This window comes from Nocardia sp. NPDC050710, from assembly GCF_040654375.1.
GTDB lineage: Bacteria > Actinomycetota > Actinomycetes > Mycobacteriales > Mycobacteriaceae > Nocardia.
The window spans coordinates 1-17,370 of record NZ_JBFAHV010000034.1 but is presented as its reverse complement, the minus strand read 5'-3'; the positions used below and the strand labels follow the sequence as shown (position 1 = coordinate 17,370).

General features: G+C 66.6%; 16 protein-coding genes. 4 read left to right on the top strand and 12 right to left on the bottom strand.

The genetic code is table 11. The features are described from left to right. Positions 1-144: 144 nt before the first annotated feature. From AB0H61_RS35820 to AB0H61_RS35805, 4 genes are all read right to left on the bottom strand, one after another. Complete coding sequence (locus tag AB0H61_RS35820; protein ID WP_357312502.1) at positions 145-909, bottom strand: hypothetical protein; 765 nt, start codon at positions 907-909, stop codon at positions 145-147. Between the two features lie 15 nt (positions 910-924). Continuing rightward, positions 925-2,058, bottom strand: coding sequence for an ARMT1-like domain-containing protein (locus AB0H61_RS35815; protein ID WP_357312499.1), 1,134 nt, complete (start codon positions 2,056-2,058; stop codon positions 925-927). 234 nt (positions 2,059-2,292) lie between these two features. Then, complete coding sequence (locus AB0H61_RS35810; protein ID WP_357312497.1) at positions 2,293-3,663, bottom strand: dipeptidase; 1,371 nt, start codon at positions 3,661-3,663, stop codon at positions 2,293-2,295. Continuing rightward, complete coding sequence (locus AB0H61_RS35805) at positions 3,664-3,843, bottom strand: hypothetical protein (protein WP_357312494.1); 180 nt, start codon at positions 3,841-3,843, stop codon at positions 3,664-3,666. A gap of 545 nt (positions 3,844-4,388) precedes the next feature. On the opposite strand from AB0H61_RS35805, the gene AB0H61_RS35800 reads away from it, so the two are divergent. Then, positions 4,389-5,765: a glutamate decarboxylase gene (locus AB0H61_RS35800; protein ID WP_357312492.1), complete on the top strand. Its 1,377-nt coding sequence runs from the start codon at positions 4,389-4,391 to the stop codon at positions 5,763-5,765. Positions 5,766-5,917: 152 nt separating this feature from the next. On the opposite strand, the gene AB0H61_RS35795 is transcribed toward AB0H61_RS35800, so the two are convergent. Beyond that, positions 5,918-6,619: a DUF2334 domain-containing protein gene (locus AB0H61_RS35795; protein WP_357312489.1), complete on the bottom strand. Its 702-nt coding sequence runs from the start codon at positions 6,617-6,619 to the stop codon at positions 5,918-5,920. Positions 6,620-6,778: 159 nt separating this feature from the next. Here AB0H61_RS35795 and AB0H61_RS35790 point away from each other — a divergent pair, with 159 nt between their 5' ends. Further along, positions 6,779-7,072: a hypothetical protein gene (locus tag AB0H61_RS35790; RefSeq protein WP_357312486.1), complete on the top strand. Its 294-nt coding sequence runs from the start codon at positions 6,779-6,781 to the stop codon at positions 7,070-7,072. Positions 7,073-7,142: 70 nt separating this feature from the next. Here AB0H61_RS35790 and AB0H61_RS35785 read toward each other — a convergent pair whose 3' ends face one another. Together AB0H61_RS35785 and AB0H61_RS35780 are read right to left on the bottom strand one after the other, a co-directional pair. Then, positions 7,143-9,284 carry a S9 family peptidase gene (locus tag AB0H61_RS35785; protein WP_357312483.1) on the bottom strand — a complete coding sequence of 714 codons (2,142 nt, stop codon included), beginning with the start codon at positions 9,282-9,284 and terminating at the stop codon, positions 7,143-7,145. 10 nt (positions 9,285-9,294) lie between these two features. Beyond that, on the bottom strand, positions 9,295-9,684 hold the full coding sequence (locus AB0H61_RS35780; RefSeq protein WP_357312481.1) for a MerR family transcriptional regulator: 390 nt from the start codon (positions 9,682-9,684) through the stop codon (positions 9,295-9,297). 49 nt (positions 9,685-9,733) lie between these two features. On the opposite strand from AB0H61_RS35780, the gene AB0H61_RS35775 reads away from it, so the two are divergent. Next, complete coding sequence (locus AB0H61_RS35775) at positions 9,734-10,792, top strand: DUF2330 domain-containing protein (protein WP_357312479.1); 1,059 nt, start codon at positions 9,734-9,736, stop codon at positions 10,790-10,792. Positions 10,793-10,830: 38 nt separating this feature from the next. Here AB0H61_RS35775 and AB0H61_RS35770 read toward each other — a convergent pair whose 3' ends face one another. From AB0H61_RS35770 to AB0H61_RS35750, 5 genes are all read right to left on the bottom strand, one after another. Then, complete coding sequence (locus tag AB0H61_RS35770) at positions 10,831-11,790, bottom strand: alpha/beta hydrolase family protein (protein ID WP_357312476.1); 960 nt, start codon at positions 11,788-11,790, stop codon at positions 10,831-10,833. 149 nt (positions 11,791-11,939) lie between these two features. Then, the gene (locus AB0H61_RS35765) at positions 11,940-12,368 is read right to left on the bottom strand and encodes an HIT domain-containing protein (RefSeq protein ID WP_357312474.1); all 429 of its coding nucleotides are present in this window, start codon (positions 12,366-12,368) and stop codon (positions 11,940-11,942) included. A 64-nt stretch (positions 12,369-12,432) separates the two neighbouring features. Further along, the gene (gene purB, locus AB0H61_RS35760) at positions 12,433-13,854 is read right to left on the bottom strand and encodes an adenylosuccinate lyase (protein WP_357312471.1); all 1,422 of its coding nucleotides are present in this window, start codon (positions 13,852-13,854) and stop codon (positions 12,433-12,435) included. Positions 13,855-14,014: 160 nt separating this feature from the next. Continuing rightward, entirely contained in the window at positions 14,015-14,653 is a 639-nt protein-coding gene (locus AB0H61_RS35755; protein WP_357312469.1) for a TetR family transcriptional regulator, read from the bottom strand. Positions 14,654-14,782: 129 nt separating this feature from the next. Continuing rightward, the gene (locus AB0H61_RS35750; RefSeq protein WP_357312466.1) at positions 14,783-15,952 is read right to left on the bottom strand and encodes a pyridoxal phosphate-dependent aminotransferase; all 1,170 of its coding nucleotides are present in this window, start codon (positions 15,950-15,952) and stop codon (positions 14,783-14,785) included. A 140-nt stretch (positions 15,953-16,092) separates the two neighbouring features. On the opposite strand from AB0H61_RS35750, the gene AB0H61_RS35745 reads away from it, so the two are divergent. After that, the gene (locus AB0H61_RS35745) at positions 16,093-17,058 is read left to right on the top strand and encodes a M23 family metallopeptidase (RefSeq protein ID WP_357312464.1); all 966 of its coding nucleotides are present in this window, start codon (positions 16,093-16,095) and stop codon (positions 17,056-17,058) included. The last annotated feature ends 312 nt before the right edge of the window (positions 17,059-17,370 follow it).

The following is a 17,370-nucleotide window of genomic DNA, read 5'->3' as shown; positions in this document are numbered from 1 at the left end:
AGCTGTCAGAAAGACGAAGCAGGTCGAATGTCTGTGCATCCGGTGTGTTTCACATGACGTGCCGTGACCGAGAACCTGTCGGGGAGTGCAACTCCCGCCGTGTCACGGCGAGGATCGTACTGTGCGGATCCGCCTTTACCCAAATCACTTCGAGGGGTCGTCGAGAGACTGGACGTCCTTCCACAATCGGTCGGAACGTTCGAAGAAGAAGTCCAGCCATTCCTTGCCGGTTTCCTCCTCGAGCACGATGGCGGGCCGGTCGCCGGGATCGGTCTTGTACGGGTAGAAATAGACGATCGCGGACCGTTCGTTGCCACGTCTGACGAACACCCCAGCCATCGTCGGAACAGAGCGATAGGTCCGCACCTCGAGGCGTTGATTCTCCCGCACGGAGAGCAGTCCCCTGACCGATCGCATCGTCGAGACGAATACGTTGAAATCGGCCACCACGCGTTCGGTGGTGTGCGTGGTCGCCGCCGCGGTCGACGCGGCCAGCTCGTCATCCCGGAAGTCGAGGACCGCGATGCGAACCCGGCAACCGGCACGGACCAGATTCGCCAGCCGTTCCGGGCCTTCGGTCAGCGAGCCCGCCTTCGTCAGTCCGATGATGTAGACCTCGGAAGCATTGCGCACGAACGCATCGAACGACCAGACCTCGGACCACCGCTGTAGTACCGCGGGGTGCGCGAGTTGTCCGCTGATCTCACGCAGTTCGCGCCGCATGTCCAGCAGCACGAGCAGTCGGTCCGACACGTAGCCGACCACCAGAACCGCGAGCATGCCGAGGACGGCGCTCAGCTGATCCTTCACCGAGAGTGACCCGATGACGGACAGTACGGTCAGCGCACCGCCCGCCAATATCGTTGTGAGAGAGAGAACGAGGACAATGATCGAGGATATTCTGCGCACCACCGAGTACCTTGTTCATTGGACGTAGTGAGCTACCGCGTAGCGGCCCGAGAACCGCCAATCATGCGCCGTGGCATCCAATTCCGCAACCGTTTTCGGCGGCAAGCCGGCACAGATATCCGATTTCATGGTCCGCAGAATCAAGAGGTCGGTGCGCAGATCGGGCAGGAGTTCTTCGAGCGGATACGTGGCCGGCGTGACCCGATCCGCGAGCAGGCGGCGGTAGTTCAGATCGCCCTTGACGATCGTGATGTCGTGATTGCCGATGTCATGTGCCAGATCCGGCGGCAGCTGCCGATAGTGCAGCGGTGATTGGAAGAACCAGTGGGTCGCGACCCGCAACCGGCCATCGCGCACATATGTGCGCAGAATCGACAGCTCTTCGTCGACGCTGATCAACGCCGACAGCGTGGTCTCGAAATCATTGGCGGTGGCATCCGAGATGAAGTACGGCCGCTGTTTCACATACACGGTGACCGTCGATGTCTGCCCGTTCCGGAGTATGCAAGCGGCCAGAATCAGGTCGGCCAGCAGCTCCGGTCCGGCATTATCGGCGATCACGCCGACCGATTCCGCATGCTCGAGTCGCGCACAGGCCCGGCTCAGATCGTCCACCAGCAGGCGACCGGAATCGATGGCGGGCACGCCCCGCTCCTGGAATTGCGCATGGGCCGCATCCCCCAGATTTCCCCAGAGCGAGGCCAGCAGGCCGTGCCGCAACGACGGAACACGCGTCGCCGCGACGGTCATCGTTCCGATGATCGCGAAGAGATCACTTGTCTTCCTGGGTAGAAATGGATCGCGTTCATAATTGCTCGACAAATAGTCGAAGTATCCGAACGCGTCCAGCAGCAGATAATAGAACAATGACTCGCCGACATAACTCGGCAAATCGAACCACGACTTTCCGACCAGCTGCAAGGCATCCCGCCAGGCATGTTCGGGCACCATCGCCTGGGTGGACGAGGGTTTCGGAATGGGATTATCCAGAACAAAGCTGTCACGCAGGTTGGCCAGGCTCTCGCCGGCCCGATCGTCCTGGTTCAGCGAATCCAGGATCTGGCCGATGACCTGCGGAAAGACCCGTTTCATCATACCGTTGGCAAATACGTGATCCGGCGCCGTCGACAACGTCTCGAATTCAGCCACTGTCATCACCGGCCGCCGGAAGATCGGGATCCCATATAGCTGGTCACTCGTCATCCTCCATTGAGGTTGTCGCGGCTCCGATGCGAATCATGCTGGGAGTTCCAATCGTACAGCCGACCCGAGCGCCCGGATACAGCCAAATGTCCAATTGTGTGAATACTGCGTACCGTACAGATCACAGCGGACGGTGCCGCATCGCGCGAATATCAGAAGACCAACCGGTCCGAACTTCGCTCAGCGGGCGTAGCGGGTCAAGAACAAGGCCTCCGCCAGGGCTATATGCTCGATTTCGCTGGGATCCACACTTTCATTGGGCGCGTGGATCAGGCATTTGGGTTCCTCGACACCGAGCAGCATGATCTCGGCGTCCGGATAGGTGTCGGCGAAGACGTTGCAGAGCGGGATGGATCCGCCCTGGCCCTGGGTGGTGGTGGCGCGGCCGTAGGACGCGGCCAGCGCCGCCGCCATGGCGGTGCGGGCCGGACCACCGGTACCCGAACGGAATGGCGAGCCGATCGACTCGGTTTCCACCGAAAGCTTGGCGTGCCAAGGGGTATTCGCCTCCAGATGCGCGGTGAGCGCCTTCAATGCCTGATCCGGATCGGTGCAGGGCGGGATGCGCAGGTTCAGCCGGGCGCGCGCGGACGGCTGGATCGCCGCGGAGGATCCGACGACCTTGGGCGCATCGATACCGAGAATCGTCAAAGCCGGTCGGGCCCAGAGCATATCGGCGACGGTCCCATCACCGGTGAGGTCGACCCCGCCGAGCACACCGGCGTCGATACGGAACTGCTCGTCCGGGTACCGCACGCCGCCCCAGGTCTGATCGTTGGTCAGGCCGGCGACGGTCGTATTGCCGTATTCGTCGCGCAATGTGGCGAGCAGGTGGATCAGTGCGGCGAGCGCGTCGGGCGCGGGGCCGCCGAACATGCCGGAATGCACGGGGCCCGCGAGGGTTTCGACGGAGACCACGACATTGACATTGCCGCGCAGGGTTTCGGTGAAGGTCGGTACACCGGCGGCGAAATTGCCGCTGTCGCAGATCAATAGGGTGTCGGCACGCAGCAGTTCGACGTGCTCGGGCACGAACGCCTCCAGCCCACCGGTACCCTGCTCCTCGGAACCCTCGGCGACCAGGGTGATACCGACCGGGAAATCCTCGCCGCCGATCTGCCGCAGCGCACGCAATGCGGTGAGGTGCATGACGATATTGCCCTTACAGTCGGCGCTGCCGCGGCCGTACCAGCGGCCGTCCTTCTCGGTCAGCTGCCACACCGGCGTGCGCCACGCGGCGTCGTCCAGCGGCGGCTGTACGTCGTAGTGGCAGTAGAGCAACACCGTCGGCGCTCCGGGCGGCGCGGACCTGCGCGCGACGACGGCCTTACTGCCGTCCGAGGTTTCGTGCAGGCCCACATCGGTGAGACCGACCGCGGCGAAGGCGTCGGCCATCCACTGCGCGGTCTTCTCGCACTCCTCCGGCGGGAACAGCCGCGAATCGGCGACCGATTTGAACGAAACCAGCTGGGCCAGATCCTGTTTCGCTTGACCCATCAGCGCGGCGACGCGGCTGCGCAGCTCGGCGGCGTCGGGATCATCGGAACTCATTCAGCGCCTCACTTCGTCATCGTCGAACGTCATATTCTCGACCCGCTGTAAGTAGTCCTCCAGCCGGTCCGGGCAGTAGGTGGCGATCGGCGAGGCACACAGACCGGCGACCGAACTGGTCGTCAGCAACGCCGATGTCACCCAGGTGGTGACCGAGCCCCTGATCGCCGTCGACGTCATAACCGCTTCCTCCTGCCCGCTTCGGTTCGATCCGATCCAGCACACCGCGGAGGCGGCAGCAAAGATGCCGCTACGCAAACTCTGACATGAACCGCGCGCCCCACCCGACGAATTCAACCGACCGAGCGGTCCGTGTCGCCATCGCCAGGAATCCGGCACAGGGCCTGGAGCACGGGGAATTCAGCGGTAGCGACAATCACCTCGAGGCCCGCGACCGCGACAACAACTGCCACCCCCGGTATCGAGTCCGACCCCCGAACGGCAACTGAACATTTGCCCGAATCACGCGGCGGAAGCGCAATCGGCCGCTCATGCGGGGCAAAGAGGGACGCACGCGATCGGATTCCGTGCGCGATCCGATCCGCGATTTCGTTTCGGACATCACTTGCTCTATGACATGCTGATGGTCCGCGATTCGAAGTGTAAATACTCAGCATCCATAGAGAATGTACGAATGCTCGTGTAAGTCAGCCAGTTTCGAACCATTGTGAACTGACACCGTCCACCTGGCAAACATTAGCTGCGAGTGCCCCATGGAGGCGCGGATGCCCGATAATTCTGGATCTGAGGACCTGTTCACCGCAATCGGCCTGCGGCGCGCCGCCCCCAAGAAGGGGTTTCCGACGCAGGAGATGATTCCCCAGGTCGCCTACGAGGTAATACACGACGAGCTGATGCTGGACGGCGTGTCCCGCATGAATCTCGCGACGTTCTGCACCACGTGGGTGGACGATCAGTCCCGCAGGCTGATGGCGGAATCGCTGGATAAGAACATCGTCGACAAGGACGAATACCCGCAGACCGCCGAACTCGAAAAGCGCTGCGTACGTATGGTCGCCGACCTGTGGAACGCCCCCGACGCCGCGACCACGCTCGGCACCTCCACCACCGGATCCAGCGAGGCCGCCATGCTCGGCGGGCTGGCGGCCAAATTCCGCTGGCGACAGCGCGGCGGCACCGGGACCCCCAATTTCGTCTGCGGACCGGTGCAGGTGTGCTGGGAGAAGTTCGCCCGCTACTTCGACGTCGAAATCCGCCAGATCCCGCTGCGTCGCGACCGGCTGACCATGCACCCCGACGATATCGCCGCCCACTGCGACGAGAACACCATCATGGTGGTGCCGACGTTCGGCCAGACCTTCACCGGCCTGTTCGAGGATGTCACCGGGATCAGCAAGGCGCTCGACGATCTTCAGGCGGCGACCGGTCTGGACATCCCCATCCACGTGGACGCCGCCAGCGGCGGGTTCCTGGCCCCGTTCTGCGCGCCGGACATTGTGTGGGACTTCCGGCTGCCGCGGGTGAAATCGATCAATGCCTCCGGCCACAAGACCGGCCTCGCCCCTCTGGGCGCGGGCTGGGCGATCTGGCGCGAGGCCTCGGACCTGCCCGCCGAGCTGATCTTCAATGTCGACTACCTGGGCGGCAGTATGGCCACCTTCAATCTCAATTTCTCCCGGCCCGGCAGCCAGACCATCACCCAGTACTACGACTTCATCCGCCTCGGCCGCATCGGTTACACCCGCGTACAGTCCGAGATCTACCGGGTAGCAAAGCATTTGGCCAAGGGACTGGTCCACCTCGGGATCTTCGAGATGCTCCACGACGGCGACCCGGCCAAGGGCATCACGGCCGTGTCGTGGCGAATGAGCGGGCCGCAGAGCTTCAACCTCTATGACCTGTCCGACCGGCTGCGCACGCGCGGCTGGCTGATCGCCGCCTACCCGCTGCCCGCGGACCGGGGTGACGAAACCATCATGCGCGCGGTGCTACGGCACGGCTTCTCCGTCGATATGGCGGATCTGCTGATAGCCGATGTGGTCCGCTGCGTCGCACAACTCGAGAAGCACCCGATGGGGCTCACCAAGGAGGAGGCGGGCGGCTTCACCCACACCGCCACCGCCGCCGTGCCGACGACGTAAGCCGTATCCGAGACCCAGGCATGATCCGCCGCGCGCCGCCGCCCGTGTACGCCATATCCGGGCGGCGGCGCCAACCGATGCGTCCGCGACAGTGGCCTCCAACCAGGTCCACCCGCGACGTCACCGACCACACCGCACGTGGCGGCGTCTTACTACGCCGCCCGGACGGCGGCGTAGGGCTCCCAGCGATAGACCTCGCTGGTGGCACCGTGGAACAAGGCCAGATCGATTGCGTCGAGCATGGCCTGGCGCGGTCCGGAACGCTGCAACTGCGCGGCCGAGACGGCCAGCCGCAGCACACCGCCGCGGCGGGCGGTGCGGGCCGCGCCGAGGACCAGGGCGCGACACCACCACGGTTCGGCGCGGAACCCCTCGCCGATGCCGTAGACCCGTGACTTCTGCGCGATATTGCGTTCCAGATCGTGGATCGAGGTGAGTCCGAGCGCGAGCCGGAAGCCGACGGTGGGCAGCGCCGCGATGGCGCCGGACGAGGCATCCCAGCGCGGAGCCGCGAACAGACGCGTGCGCAGCTCCACTTGCTCCATCACCCGGTCCGCCGCGGTGAGCCGGAGCCTGGCCTCGTGCTGGGGCAGCGTGGCGAATTCGGCCCGCCTGCGCTTGGTGGCCGCCTGGTCGTAACCGTGCAGCACGATGGCATCGCCGCGAGCCCGGCGCCCGCGCAGCCAGGACTGCGTCGCCGGATCCTCGAGCAGCCGGTACTTCCCCTTCAGCCGCGGCGCGACCAGTAGTGAGAGCCGGACATCACGGCGATCCATCTCGGCGGCGAATTCGATCGCGGCGTCTCGGGTGGTGTCCCGGATCCCTGACACGGACACGAGCAGCTCGGCGTTCATGAATCCACGGTGCCAGCCGCATATGACCGCCGCGTGCAGACCACATGACCAGGTGGCGAACTCCCCGCCACGCGCGCGGAGAGCTCTTTTCCGGTGCCGACAGACTGCGCCCGAATCGTATTCTCGGGTCCGGCCGCCGCGGCCCATAGGATTCGATCTGTGAAAGCAGCAATCCTCGGCGCACTGACGGTTCCGCTCCTGCTGATCGCACCGGGTACGGCGCCAGCCGATCCGGGCGATCCGCCGCAAATCTTCAACCAAGAGGAGAAGTGCGCGGCCACAAAGGGATTCGTCGATCAGGTGCGCGGACAGAATCCGGAGGCGACGCCGGAGCAGATCGCCGACGTGTACATCCGGGTCCTGGATTCGCGCGGCGCCTACCGGGGGATCGAACATATTCGGGAAAGCGATCGGCAACAGATGCTGGAGAATATCCAGACCTGCGGGCTCTGAGCCCGTCGCGAACCGCCGACGGCTCCGTAGTCCCGGCCGGAACGACGGAACTACGGAGCCATCGGCGGACTCAGACCGAGGCCAGGCCGAGGGTGTCGAGCACCCAGGCGTACTCGAAGGCGACTTCCTTCCACTTCTCGTAGCGGCCGCTGACGCCGCCGTGCCCCGCGCTCATTTCCGTTTTGAGCAGGAGCGGGGAATCACCGGTCTTGGTGGCCCGCAGTTTGGCGATCCACTTGGCCGGTTCGACGTAGAGGACGCGGGTGTCGTTGAGGCTGGTGATCGCCAGAATCGCCGGATAGTCCTTGGCCTCGACGTTCTCGTAGGGGGCGTAGGACTTCATGTATTCGTAGACGTCCTTGTCCGCCAACGGGTTACCCCACTCGTCCCATTCGATGACGGTCAGCGGCAGCGACGGATCCAGGATCGAGGTGAGCGGATCCACGAACGGGACATTGGCCAGGATGCCCGCGAACAGCTCCGGCGCCAGGTTGGCCACCGCCCCCACCAGTAGCCCGCCCGCGCTGCCACCGTCGGCGACCATGCGGTCCGGGGCGGTGACGGCGGTGTCGACGAGATGCCGTGCGCAGGAGACGAAATCGGTGAAGGTGTTCCTCTTGGTGAGCGTCTTGCCGTTCTCGTACCAGAGTCGGCCCATCTCACCGCCGCCGCGCACATGCGCGACCGCGAAAATCATGCCGCGGTCCAGCAGCGACAGCCGCGACACCGAGAACGACGGATCCATACTGGCCTCGTAGGAGCCGTAACCGTAGAGCAGCAGCGGCTTCGGGCCTTCGGGAAGACCTTTCTTCCACACCAGCGAAATCGGGACACGGGTGCCGTCCGCGGCGACCGCCCAATCCCGATGCTGTTCATAGTCGTTCGCGTCGTAGCCGCCGAGCACCGGCTGTTCCTTGCGCAGCAGCAGCTCACCGGTGGCGGGTACGTAGTCGAAGACCTGCATCGGCGTGATGAACGAGGTGAGCCCGATCCGCAGCGTCGGCTGCTCCCATTCGGGGTTGGCGCCCGAGCCGACGGCGAAGAGTTCGAGATCGAACTCCAGCTCCCGCAGTTCGCCGTAACCGCTTTCGGTCAGCGGCCAGACCGCCACCCTGGTCAGCGCCTCGCGCCGGTAGCTGAGCACCAGGTGGTCGGCGAACGGGTCGACATCCTCCAGCCGCACGTCGTCGCGGTGACCGATCAGGATCGTCATATTCGACGGGTCGGCCATGGGTGCGTCGGCGAGCACGAAATTCTCCGCCTTCACCCCGTCCACCACGTCGTTGTGCAGGATCAGGAAGCGGTCCGCACCGCCGATCACCGCATGTTCGGCCGAGTATTCGACGCCTTCGCGCCGCGGCAGGATCACCCGGAATTCGCCCTCGGGATCATCCGATTCGAGCACCCAGCCCTCGGTGGTGATCTTGGAGCCGACCCAGATCATCAGGTACTTCTCCGAGCGGGTCGCGCCGATGCTCACCCAGTAGCGCTCGTCGGGCTCGTGGAACACCTTGACGTCGGCCTCGGTCGCGCCGAGCCGGTGCCGCCACACGGTATCGGGCCGCCACGATTCGTCGACCGTCTGATAGAAGACGTGCGTGCCGTCCAGCGACCAGGTCGCGCCGGCTGCGGCACCGGCGATCTCGTCGGCGAGCAACTCACCGGTGCGCAGATCCTTGAACCGCAGCGTGTAGCGCTCGTCACCGACGGTATCCACCGAGTAGGCGAGCAGGTTGCCGTCGTGGCTGACGGAGAACGCGCCGAGTGAGAAGAAATCGTTGCCTTCGGCGAGCACATTGCTGTCCAGCAGCACCTGCTCACCCGGCACCTCGATCCCGGCCTCCAGCTGCGGCGGGGTCCAGGCGTCGATACCCGCCGCGTCGGCGTCGATCGGGCACCGGCAGTGCGCGCCGTACTGCTTGCCCTCGAAGCTGCGCGAGTAGTACCAGAACTCACCCATCCGGGTCGGCACGGACAGGTCGGTCTCCTGGGTGCGCGACTTGATCTCGTCGAAGATCGTGTCCCGCAGCCCGCCCAGGTGCGCGGTCCGCGCCTCGGTGTAGGCGTTCTCCGCCTCCAGGTGGGCGATGACCTCGGGGTTTTCCTTATCCCGCAGCCACTCGTACTCATCGATGAAGACGTCGCCGTGATGCACCCGCTCGGTTGGCACCGTCTTGGCGATCGGCGCCGCCACCACACTCTCGACAGACATACGGTCCACCCTACTGTTCCTGGACAGCGGCCCGGGGACGGCGAGCGGGCGGGGGCGTCTCGCCGCCCGCCGCGGCCGGCACGCCGTCGAGCACCTCGCGGGTGCGGAGCAGGTCGCGCACTGCCCGGTCGATACGTGCGCGCTCCTCGGTGAGCTTGTCCACCAGGAAGGGTGTGGTCCCCGCATCGGGCATGCCGTCGACATCGTGGATGCACGGGAGCAGTTCGCCGGGCAGACCCGCCGCGAACATCTCCTGGATGCACCGGACCCGCACGACGGCCGCGTCGGCGTACCCCCGCTGCCCTCCCGGAGTGCGCTCCGAGGCGAGCCGTACGGGCGCGACGCGCGCGGCTACCGCGACTATCCGACCCGGGCGGAGCGGGAATTGTCCTGCCGACAACCGTGGTCGGGCACCCCCGGCGCGGTCACCCCGACAGTAGGCTCGCGACATGCGCACCACTCTTGCCGTCCGCCTCATGGCGGCCGCCGCAATGCTGGCGGCCGCCGCCGGAATCGGCACGCCGGCGCCCGCGGTCGCATGCGCCTGCGGCGGCGTGGTCAGTCCCGGGAATACGGCCAGCGTGTCCGACGAGATGGCGCTGGCCGCGTGGGACGGGCGGCGCGAAACGATACTGATGCGGCTCGCACTGCAATCCGGCCCCGACAAGGCGGCCCTGGTCGTACCGACGCCGAAGCCCGCGCAGGTGTCGGCGGGCGCGGTCGCGACCTTCACCGAACTGGCGCGCCTCACCGCACCGGAAATCGTCACCGAGCGTCGCTGGTTCTCCCGGCCCGACGATCGCGACACCGCGGGCGGTGCCGCACCGGGCGGCGGGCCGACGGTCCTCGGCCAGGTCCGGCTCGGACCGCTCGAGGCGACCACGCTGGCGGGCGGCGATCTGGACGGCCTCCGAAACTGGCTGAGCACCAACGGATACGACATGCGGCCCGAGGTAACCGGCACGCTGGAACCATATCTGCGCGAAGGTTGGTCGTTCGTGGCGATCCGCCTCACCGGCAGCCAACCGCTCATCGGCGCACTCGATCCGATCAAGCTGACATTCGACTCGGATCGGTTCGTCTACCCCATGCGCATGTCCGGCGCGGCGCAGCACGCCCAGTCCGTGCGGCTCTACCTCCTCGGTGATCATCGCCTGCAACGCACCGACGGCGATGCGGGAAAGCAGTACACCAGTGTCGAATTCGCCGGACGCATCGGCGACATCACCGACCCGGACCTGCGCGCGCTCACCACCGACGGCCACGACTATCTGACCGAGCTGGCCATCGCCATCCATCAACCCGCCACCATCACCACGGATTTCACCTTCGCGGCGGCCGACACCGATACCGCTCACCGCGAGCGCATCACCTACACCGAGTACGTCGAACTCTTCGGATTCCCCGCGGGCACAGTGATTCTCGGCACCGCGACGCTCGCCGCCGCGGTGGTACTGGTCGCGGTGATCCGTGTCGTTCGCAGGGGCCCGGGCGCGAACCAACGGTGAACGGCGCACCGGCCCGCGACCCGGCCGGATTCCGTCGCTCAGGCTCCGATCGCGGACCCGATGGTCGGCCAGGACGCGTGCAATGTGTCCTGCCAGTACGACCAGGAGTGGGTTCCGCTGGGGCTGAAGTCGATCCGGGCCGGAATACCTAGCGCGCGCAGACGCTGTTCGAAGGCGGCGGTGCAGGTATTGACCCCGACCTCGACCGGGCCGCCGAGGAAGATGTTCTCGGCCAGCTGTGGTTTCATCTCGGACTCGTGCGGACCGGGCACACCGGTACCGGTGGAGAGGTAGATGGTCTTGCCGCGCAGGCGATCCGCCATCAGGGCCGGGTCGTGTTCGGCCCAGGCCGGGCTGCCGGGCGCGCCCCACATATTGGCCGGATTGCCGCCGCGGTTGGCGATGGAGAACATCACCGCACCCGACGCGAGAGTGGTATCGGGGCAGGCGCTGTAGCCCGCGACCGCGTGGTACAGCCACGGATTGCGGGTGGTGATGATGAACGCCGCATTGCCGCCCATGGACAGGCCGCCGATGGCGTTGACTCCGTTGCCGTGGAATTCCCCGTCGATGATCGGCGGCAGTTCCCTGGTCAGGAACGTCTCCCACTGGTAGCGGCCGAAGCGCGGATCGTCCCGCTGCCAGTCGGTGTAGTAGCTGGCCTGGCCGCCGACGGGCAACACCACATTGAGGTTCTTACCCGCGAAGAACGCCTCCGCGTCGGTGGCGTTGGTCCAGGTGCTCTGGCCGACACCGGGGTCGAGCCCGTCGAGCAGGTAGTACGACGGACGCGCGCCGTCACCGGCCGGATGCAGTACATCGACCTGAATGGTCCGGCCCATCGCCGACGACTCGATGAAGACCGACGAGCGCGTCGGGCTCACATCGTCGATCCCGATGAGTCGCGCGGCGGATGCCGTCGCGGGCTCGGCGACCACCGGGCCTATTACCGCAATTGCAAAGGCCAGCACCGCAACGGCAACTTTTGTTCGCCGCACAGCCTCACCTCCCTCACCGCATGACAATGGCCTCCAACGTAACTCACGCAGGAGGGTTCCGGAGGAGAATCGAGTACCGGGCGCTTCCACGGCAAACTGCCCGGTAGGTAACCGATTTCACGCGCGCACCGCCGAAACGGCGCCCGAGATCACCCGAGGCGTTCCAATGCACCACGGATCGAACCGGCGAGATAGTCCAGGTCAGCACGGTGCGGACTGGTGGGGCGCCCGCGCAGACCGAATCCGTCACCCGGCGTCCGCGGGATCACATGCAGGTGCACATGGAACACCTCCTGCCCGGCCGTCACGCCATCGGCCAGGAAGAAGTTGACTCCATCGCACCCCACCTCGCTGTCCCGCAACGCCCCCGCCAGCAGCTGTCCCACGCGGAACAGCTTTCCCCCGACCTCCGGATCCAACTCCGCCAGGCTTCGGGCAGCCACCTTCGGCACCACAAGCAGATGCCCCGGCGTCATCGGCCGAACATCCATGAACGCCAGCACATCATCGTCCTCGTACACCTTGGACGCGGGCGCCCGCCCGGCAACAATATCGGCGAAGATCGTGTACGGATTCACGCCCGCACCCTAACCCGCCCGGCCGCGCGCCGAATACGGACCGCGCGACGACGGCGGGCGATCGCTACAGGATCGGGGACGGCGTATAGCGGGCGGCGTCGGGGTTTTGGTCGACCAACTTCTGGACCGCGGCGACCACGTCGGCGACCTGGGCCTCCGCGGCGCCGATGAAGGCCGACTTATCGGCCAGTGCGGCGTCGAGGGCGGCGCGGTCCAGCGGGAAGCGCGGGTCGGCGGCGAGGCGGTCCAGCAGATCGGGTTCGCGGCCCTGCTCACGCATGGCGAGGGCGACCGCGACGGCGTGCTCCTTGATGACCTCGTGCGCGGTTTCGCGTCCGACGCCCGCCCGGACCGCGGCGATCAGCATTCGGGTGGTGGCCAGGAACGGCAGGTAGCGATCCAACTCGCGGGCGATGACGGCCGGGTACGCGCCGAATTCGGCGAGCACCGTCAGGAAGGTCTCCATCATGCCGTCGATGGCGAAGAAGGCGTCCGGCAGCGCGACGCGGCGCACCACCGAGCAGAAGACGTCGCCCTCATTCCACTGGGCGCCCGACAGTTCGGCGGCCATCGAGGCGTAGCCGCGCAGCACCACCTGCAGACCGTTGACGCGCTCGCAGGAGCGGGTGTTCATCTTGTGCGGCATCGCCGAGCTGCCCACCTGGCCGGGCTGGAAGCCCTCGGTCACCAGCTCGTGGCCCGCCATCAGGCGAATGGTGTGGGCGAACGAGGACGGCCCCGCACCGACCTGCACCAGCGCGGAGAGCACATCGTGATCCAGCGAACGCGGGTACACCTGGCCGACGCTGGTCAGCACATTCGCGAAGCCGAGATGTCCGGCCACCTGCTGCTCCAGCGTGGCGAGTTTGGCCGGATCGCCGCCGAGCAGGTCGAGCATGTCCTGTGCGGTGCCCATCGGGCCCTTGATACCGCGCAACGGGTAGCGGTCGATGAGTTCGCGCAGCCGGGTCAGCGCGATCAGCAGTTCGTCGGCGGCCGAGGCGAACCGCTTGCCCAACGTGGTGGCCTGGGCGGCGACATTGTGCGAGCGACCCGCCATGACCAGGGCCTGGGATTCGGCGGCCCGCTCGGCCAACCGGGCCGCGATTGCGACGCCGTGCGCGTACACATGCTCCAGCGAGAGCCGGATCTGCAGCTGCTCCACATTTTCGGTGAGGTCGCGGCTGGTCATGCCTTTGTGCACGTGCTCATGCCCGGCCAGCGCGTTGAATTCCTCGATGCGAGCCTTCACATCGTGGCGGGTGACCCGCTCGCGCTCGGCGATCGAGGCCAGGTCGACCCGATCGATGACGCGCTCGTAGTCGACGACCACGTCCGCCGGGATGTCGACGCCGAGTTCGGACTGCGCCCGCAACACCTCCAGCCACAGCCGCCGCTCGAGCACGATCTTGTTCTCGGGCGACCAGAGGTGGACCAGTTGCGGGCTGGCATACCGGGTGGCAAGAACGTTGGGAACGAGGCTCACGACTGCGCCTCGCTGACGCTCGGCTCCGTCGTGCCCCTGGGCGCTGTCGCTTTGGTTCCCTCGCTGCGCTCGTTCACGACTGCGCCTCGCTGACGCTCGGCTCCGTCGTGCCCCTGGGCGCTGTGGCCTTGGTTCCCTCGCTGCGCTCGCTCACGTTTGATCAGTCTAGTGCCCGAAACCGCTCGACTTGCTGGGGCGTCGCCGGAGCGACGATATCGATCACCTCGAGCAGCGCGCCGCGGGCCATCCGCCGCGGTTCCGGATCTATTTCGCTCAGCGCCGCGACCACCGCTCCGTCGACCACGGCGACCAGTCTGCGCAACTGCTCGGACCGGACCGCTCGATCGGAGCGGCGCAGCACGTCGGCGAGTAACTCGTCGAGCTGGGCTCGCAGTCGTAGCTGAACGTCCCGTAGCTCCGGATGCCGGGCCGAGGCCACCGAACGCTCGTAGCGGGCGATCAACTGGCCGCGGGCTTCCTCGTCGGTGCCGTCGGCGCCGATCAGCAGATCGAGCACCAGGTCGACGGTCGCCTCCGCTCCACGGCGACGGTGGCTCACCTCCCCGACCCGGCGGCGCATCGCATCCAGCTCCGCGTTGCCGCTGAATTCGACCGCGCGAGCGATCAGATCCTCCAGCGACTCGAAGTAGTAAGTGGTCGACGCGAGCGGAAGGTCCGCGCGCGTGGCGACCGAGCGATGCCGCACCGCATCGAATCCACCTTCGAGTAACAACTCGGCGGCGGCCGCTACCAGAGCCTGGCGACGCCGTTCGCCTTTCGGGGTCGTCGCGGTTATCACCGTGCCATCGTGCCAGTCGTCATCAGTTCATCCGTGCGAAATCGAAAGAGGAAACCCAGCCATCGTTTTTCTACCCCATCTGCGCGTTCCGTGGGACGAACTGTGGAAACTTGTTGCCGGACATGAGGTTCAGCCACCCAGATAGTTACCCAATCGAGTCAGTGCCTCCTCGATGTCCGCGGTAGCTCCGGCAAACGAGAAGCGCACCGTCCGATGACCGGAGGCGGTGTCGAAGTCGATACCCGGCGCCAGCGCCACCCCGGTGTGGTCGAGCACCTGCGCGCACCACTCGCGCGAGTCGTCGGTGAGATGACCGATATCGGCGTAGGCGTAGAAGGCGCCGTCGGCTGGGGCGAGGTCGGTGATGCCGAGCTTCGGCAAGCCCTCCAATAGTAGCCGCCGGTTCGCCGCATAGCGCCGAACATGGCCGTCCAGTTCGGTTTTCGCCTCCGCACCGAAGGCATACAGCGCCGCGAATTGCGAGATGGCCGGCGGGCATACCGTCATATTCGAGGCGAGCCGTTGTAGTGCGGGCCGCAGGCCCGCGGGCGCCAGCATCCAGCCCAGCCGCCAGCCGGTCATCGAGAAATACTTCGAGACCGAGCCGATGACCACCGATTCCCGGGAGGTCTCCCAGGCCGAGGAGGTGCGGCTGTCCGCACCCGCGCTCTCGTAGGTGATGCCGTGGTAGATCTCGTCGGAGATGAGCAGGGTGTCGTGTGCCTCGCACCAGCGCGCCAGCGCGGCCAGCTCCGCCGGGGCGATCATGGTCCCGGTCGGATTGGCCGGACTGGCGACCACCAGGCCCGCGGGCGGTTCCGGCAGGGCATCGAGCATCTCGACCGTCGGCTGGAACCGGGTCTCCGCGCCGCAGTCCAGCTCGATGACCCGGCAGCCCAGTGCGGTCAGGGTATTGCGATAGGCGGGATAGCCGGGCCGGGCCACCACCACTGTGTCGCCGGGATCGAAGGCGGCGAGGAATATCAGGGTGAAGGCGCCCGAGGATCCGGTCGTCACCACCACCTCATCCGCGTCGACCGGGTAGCCGTAGGTGTCACGGTGATGTTCGGCGATCGCCTCGCGCAGCGGTAGAATACCGAAAGTCTCTGTGTAACCGAGCAATTCGGCGTCGATGGCGGCCTTGGTCGCGCGCAGTACCGGGGTCGGCGCTGGTGTCGAGGGCTGTCCGGCCGCCAGCACAAGCACATCACCATGTGTTCGGGCGCGCTCCGCGGCGGCTTTCCAGACATCCATCACGTAGAAAGGTGGAATGGTCGACCGGCGAGATTCTCTGGACACCAAGGAGACGGTAGACGGTCACGCACGACGGCATTCGACAATGCTCGGCTTTCGCCGCGCTCGGCCGGTGCCCGAACGCGGGCGGCGCGCCCGCTCGGTCGACGTGGGCCGACCCGTCGGTCCACGCTAAGGTTCGCGTAATGCTTGAAAAGGCTCGCCGCGCTGGGCTGGAACGAGTACGTGGAGTGGGCGGGATCGGGGTCATTCCGCCCAATTGGCGTGCCGCGTCACGGAAACGCCCGACATACGACCCGCGTCCGTTGGTACGGCGAACGCGGCGAGAACTGCACGCGCTGCGGCAACGACCGCGCCCCGATCTGCGCGCGCTGTGGGACGAACAGAGGAATCGCGATTATCGCGCGCTGCTGCGCAAGCACCGGGCGCTACTGGCTGGGCTCACCGCGGCCGCCGTGCTCGCCGCGGCCGACTCCTCCTTCGCCTGGGGCGTCACCGACCGGACCCCGGGACCGCAGGAGGCGCTGCGCGTCACCTTCGCCTACCCGCAGGAACTCCAGTCGACTCCGCCGTCGGTGCGCCGCTACCTCAACGCCGTCGCCAACGGTGAGCGCATCCGCGAGCAGGCCGTGGTCGCGGCCGCCGCCCGCGCCACCCTGGAACGCGCCCGCGCCGAGGCCGCCGCCGCGGTGGCGGGCGAATGGCAACCGTGGATGTCATCGGGCACCACGCCGCTGCCGCCGGGTTCGATCCTGCCCGGCGCGGGCGGCTTCGTCCTACCCGCCCGCGGCATCTTCACCTCCGGATTCGGTTCGCGCTGGGGCACTTTCCACAACGGCATAGATATCGCGGGCCCGATCGGCACCCCGATCTACGCCGTAGCCAATGGAACCGTCATCGACGCGGGCCCCGCCCAGGGCTTCGGCCTCTGGGTGCGCATCCGCCACGACGACGGCTCCATCACCGTCTACGGCCACATGTACGACTTCTTCGTCTCGGTCGGCGAACGCGTCCCCGCGGGCATGCAAATCGCCCGCATGGGCAACCGCGGCGACTCCACCGGCCCCCACCTGCACTTCGAAGTGATCCAGAACGGCCAGCACGTAGACCCCGCCGCCTGGCTCGCCCAGCGCGGCCTGGGCTTTGGGTAGTAATTCGGCCGAGCGACCCGTTCGCGACCCGCACGGCCGAAAACCACCCACCATCCGCACTTACTCAGCCCCGCACGGAGCGAGTCTTGCGAGCGACCCGTTCGCGGCCGTCTCGCTGCCGAGTGGCCGAAGCGCACGCGACGCAGTCGCAAGTCTCGGCCGCCCGACGCAAGACATACGGGCTCTGAACCCGCTGCTCAACCGTCCGTCCCCAACCCAGCCCCGCACGGAGCGAGTCTTGCGAGCGACCCGTTCGCGGCCGTCTCGCTGCCGAGTGGCCGAAGCGCACGCGACGCAGTCGCAAGTCTCGGC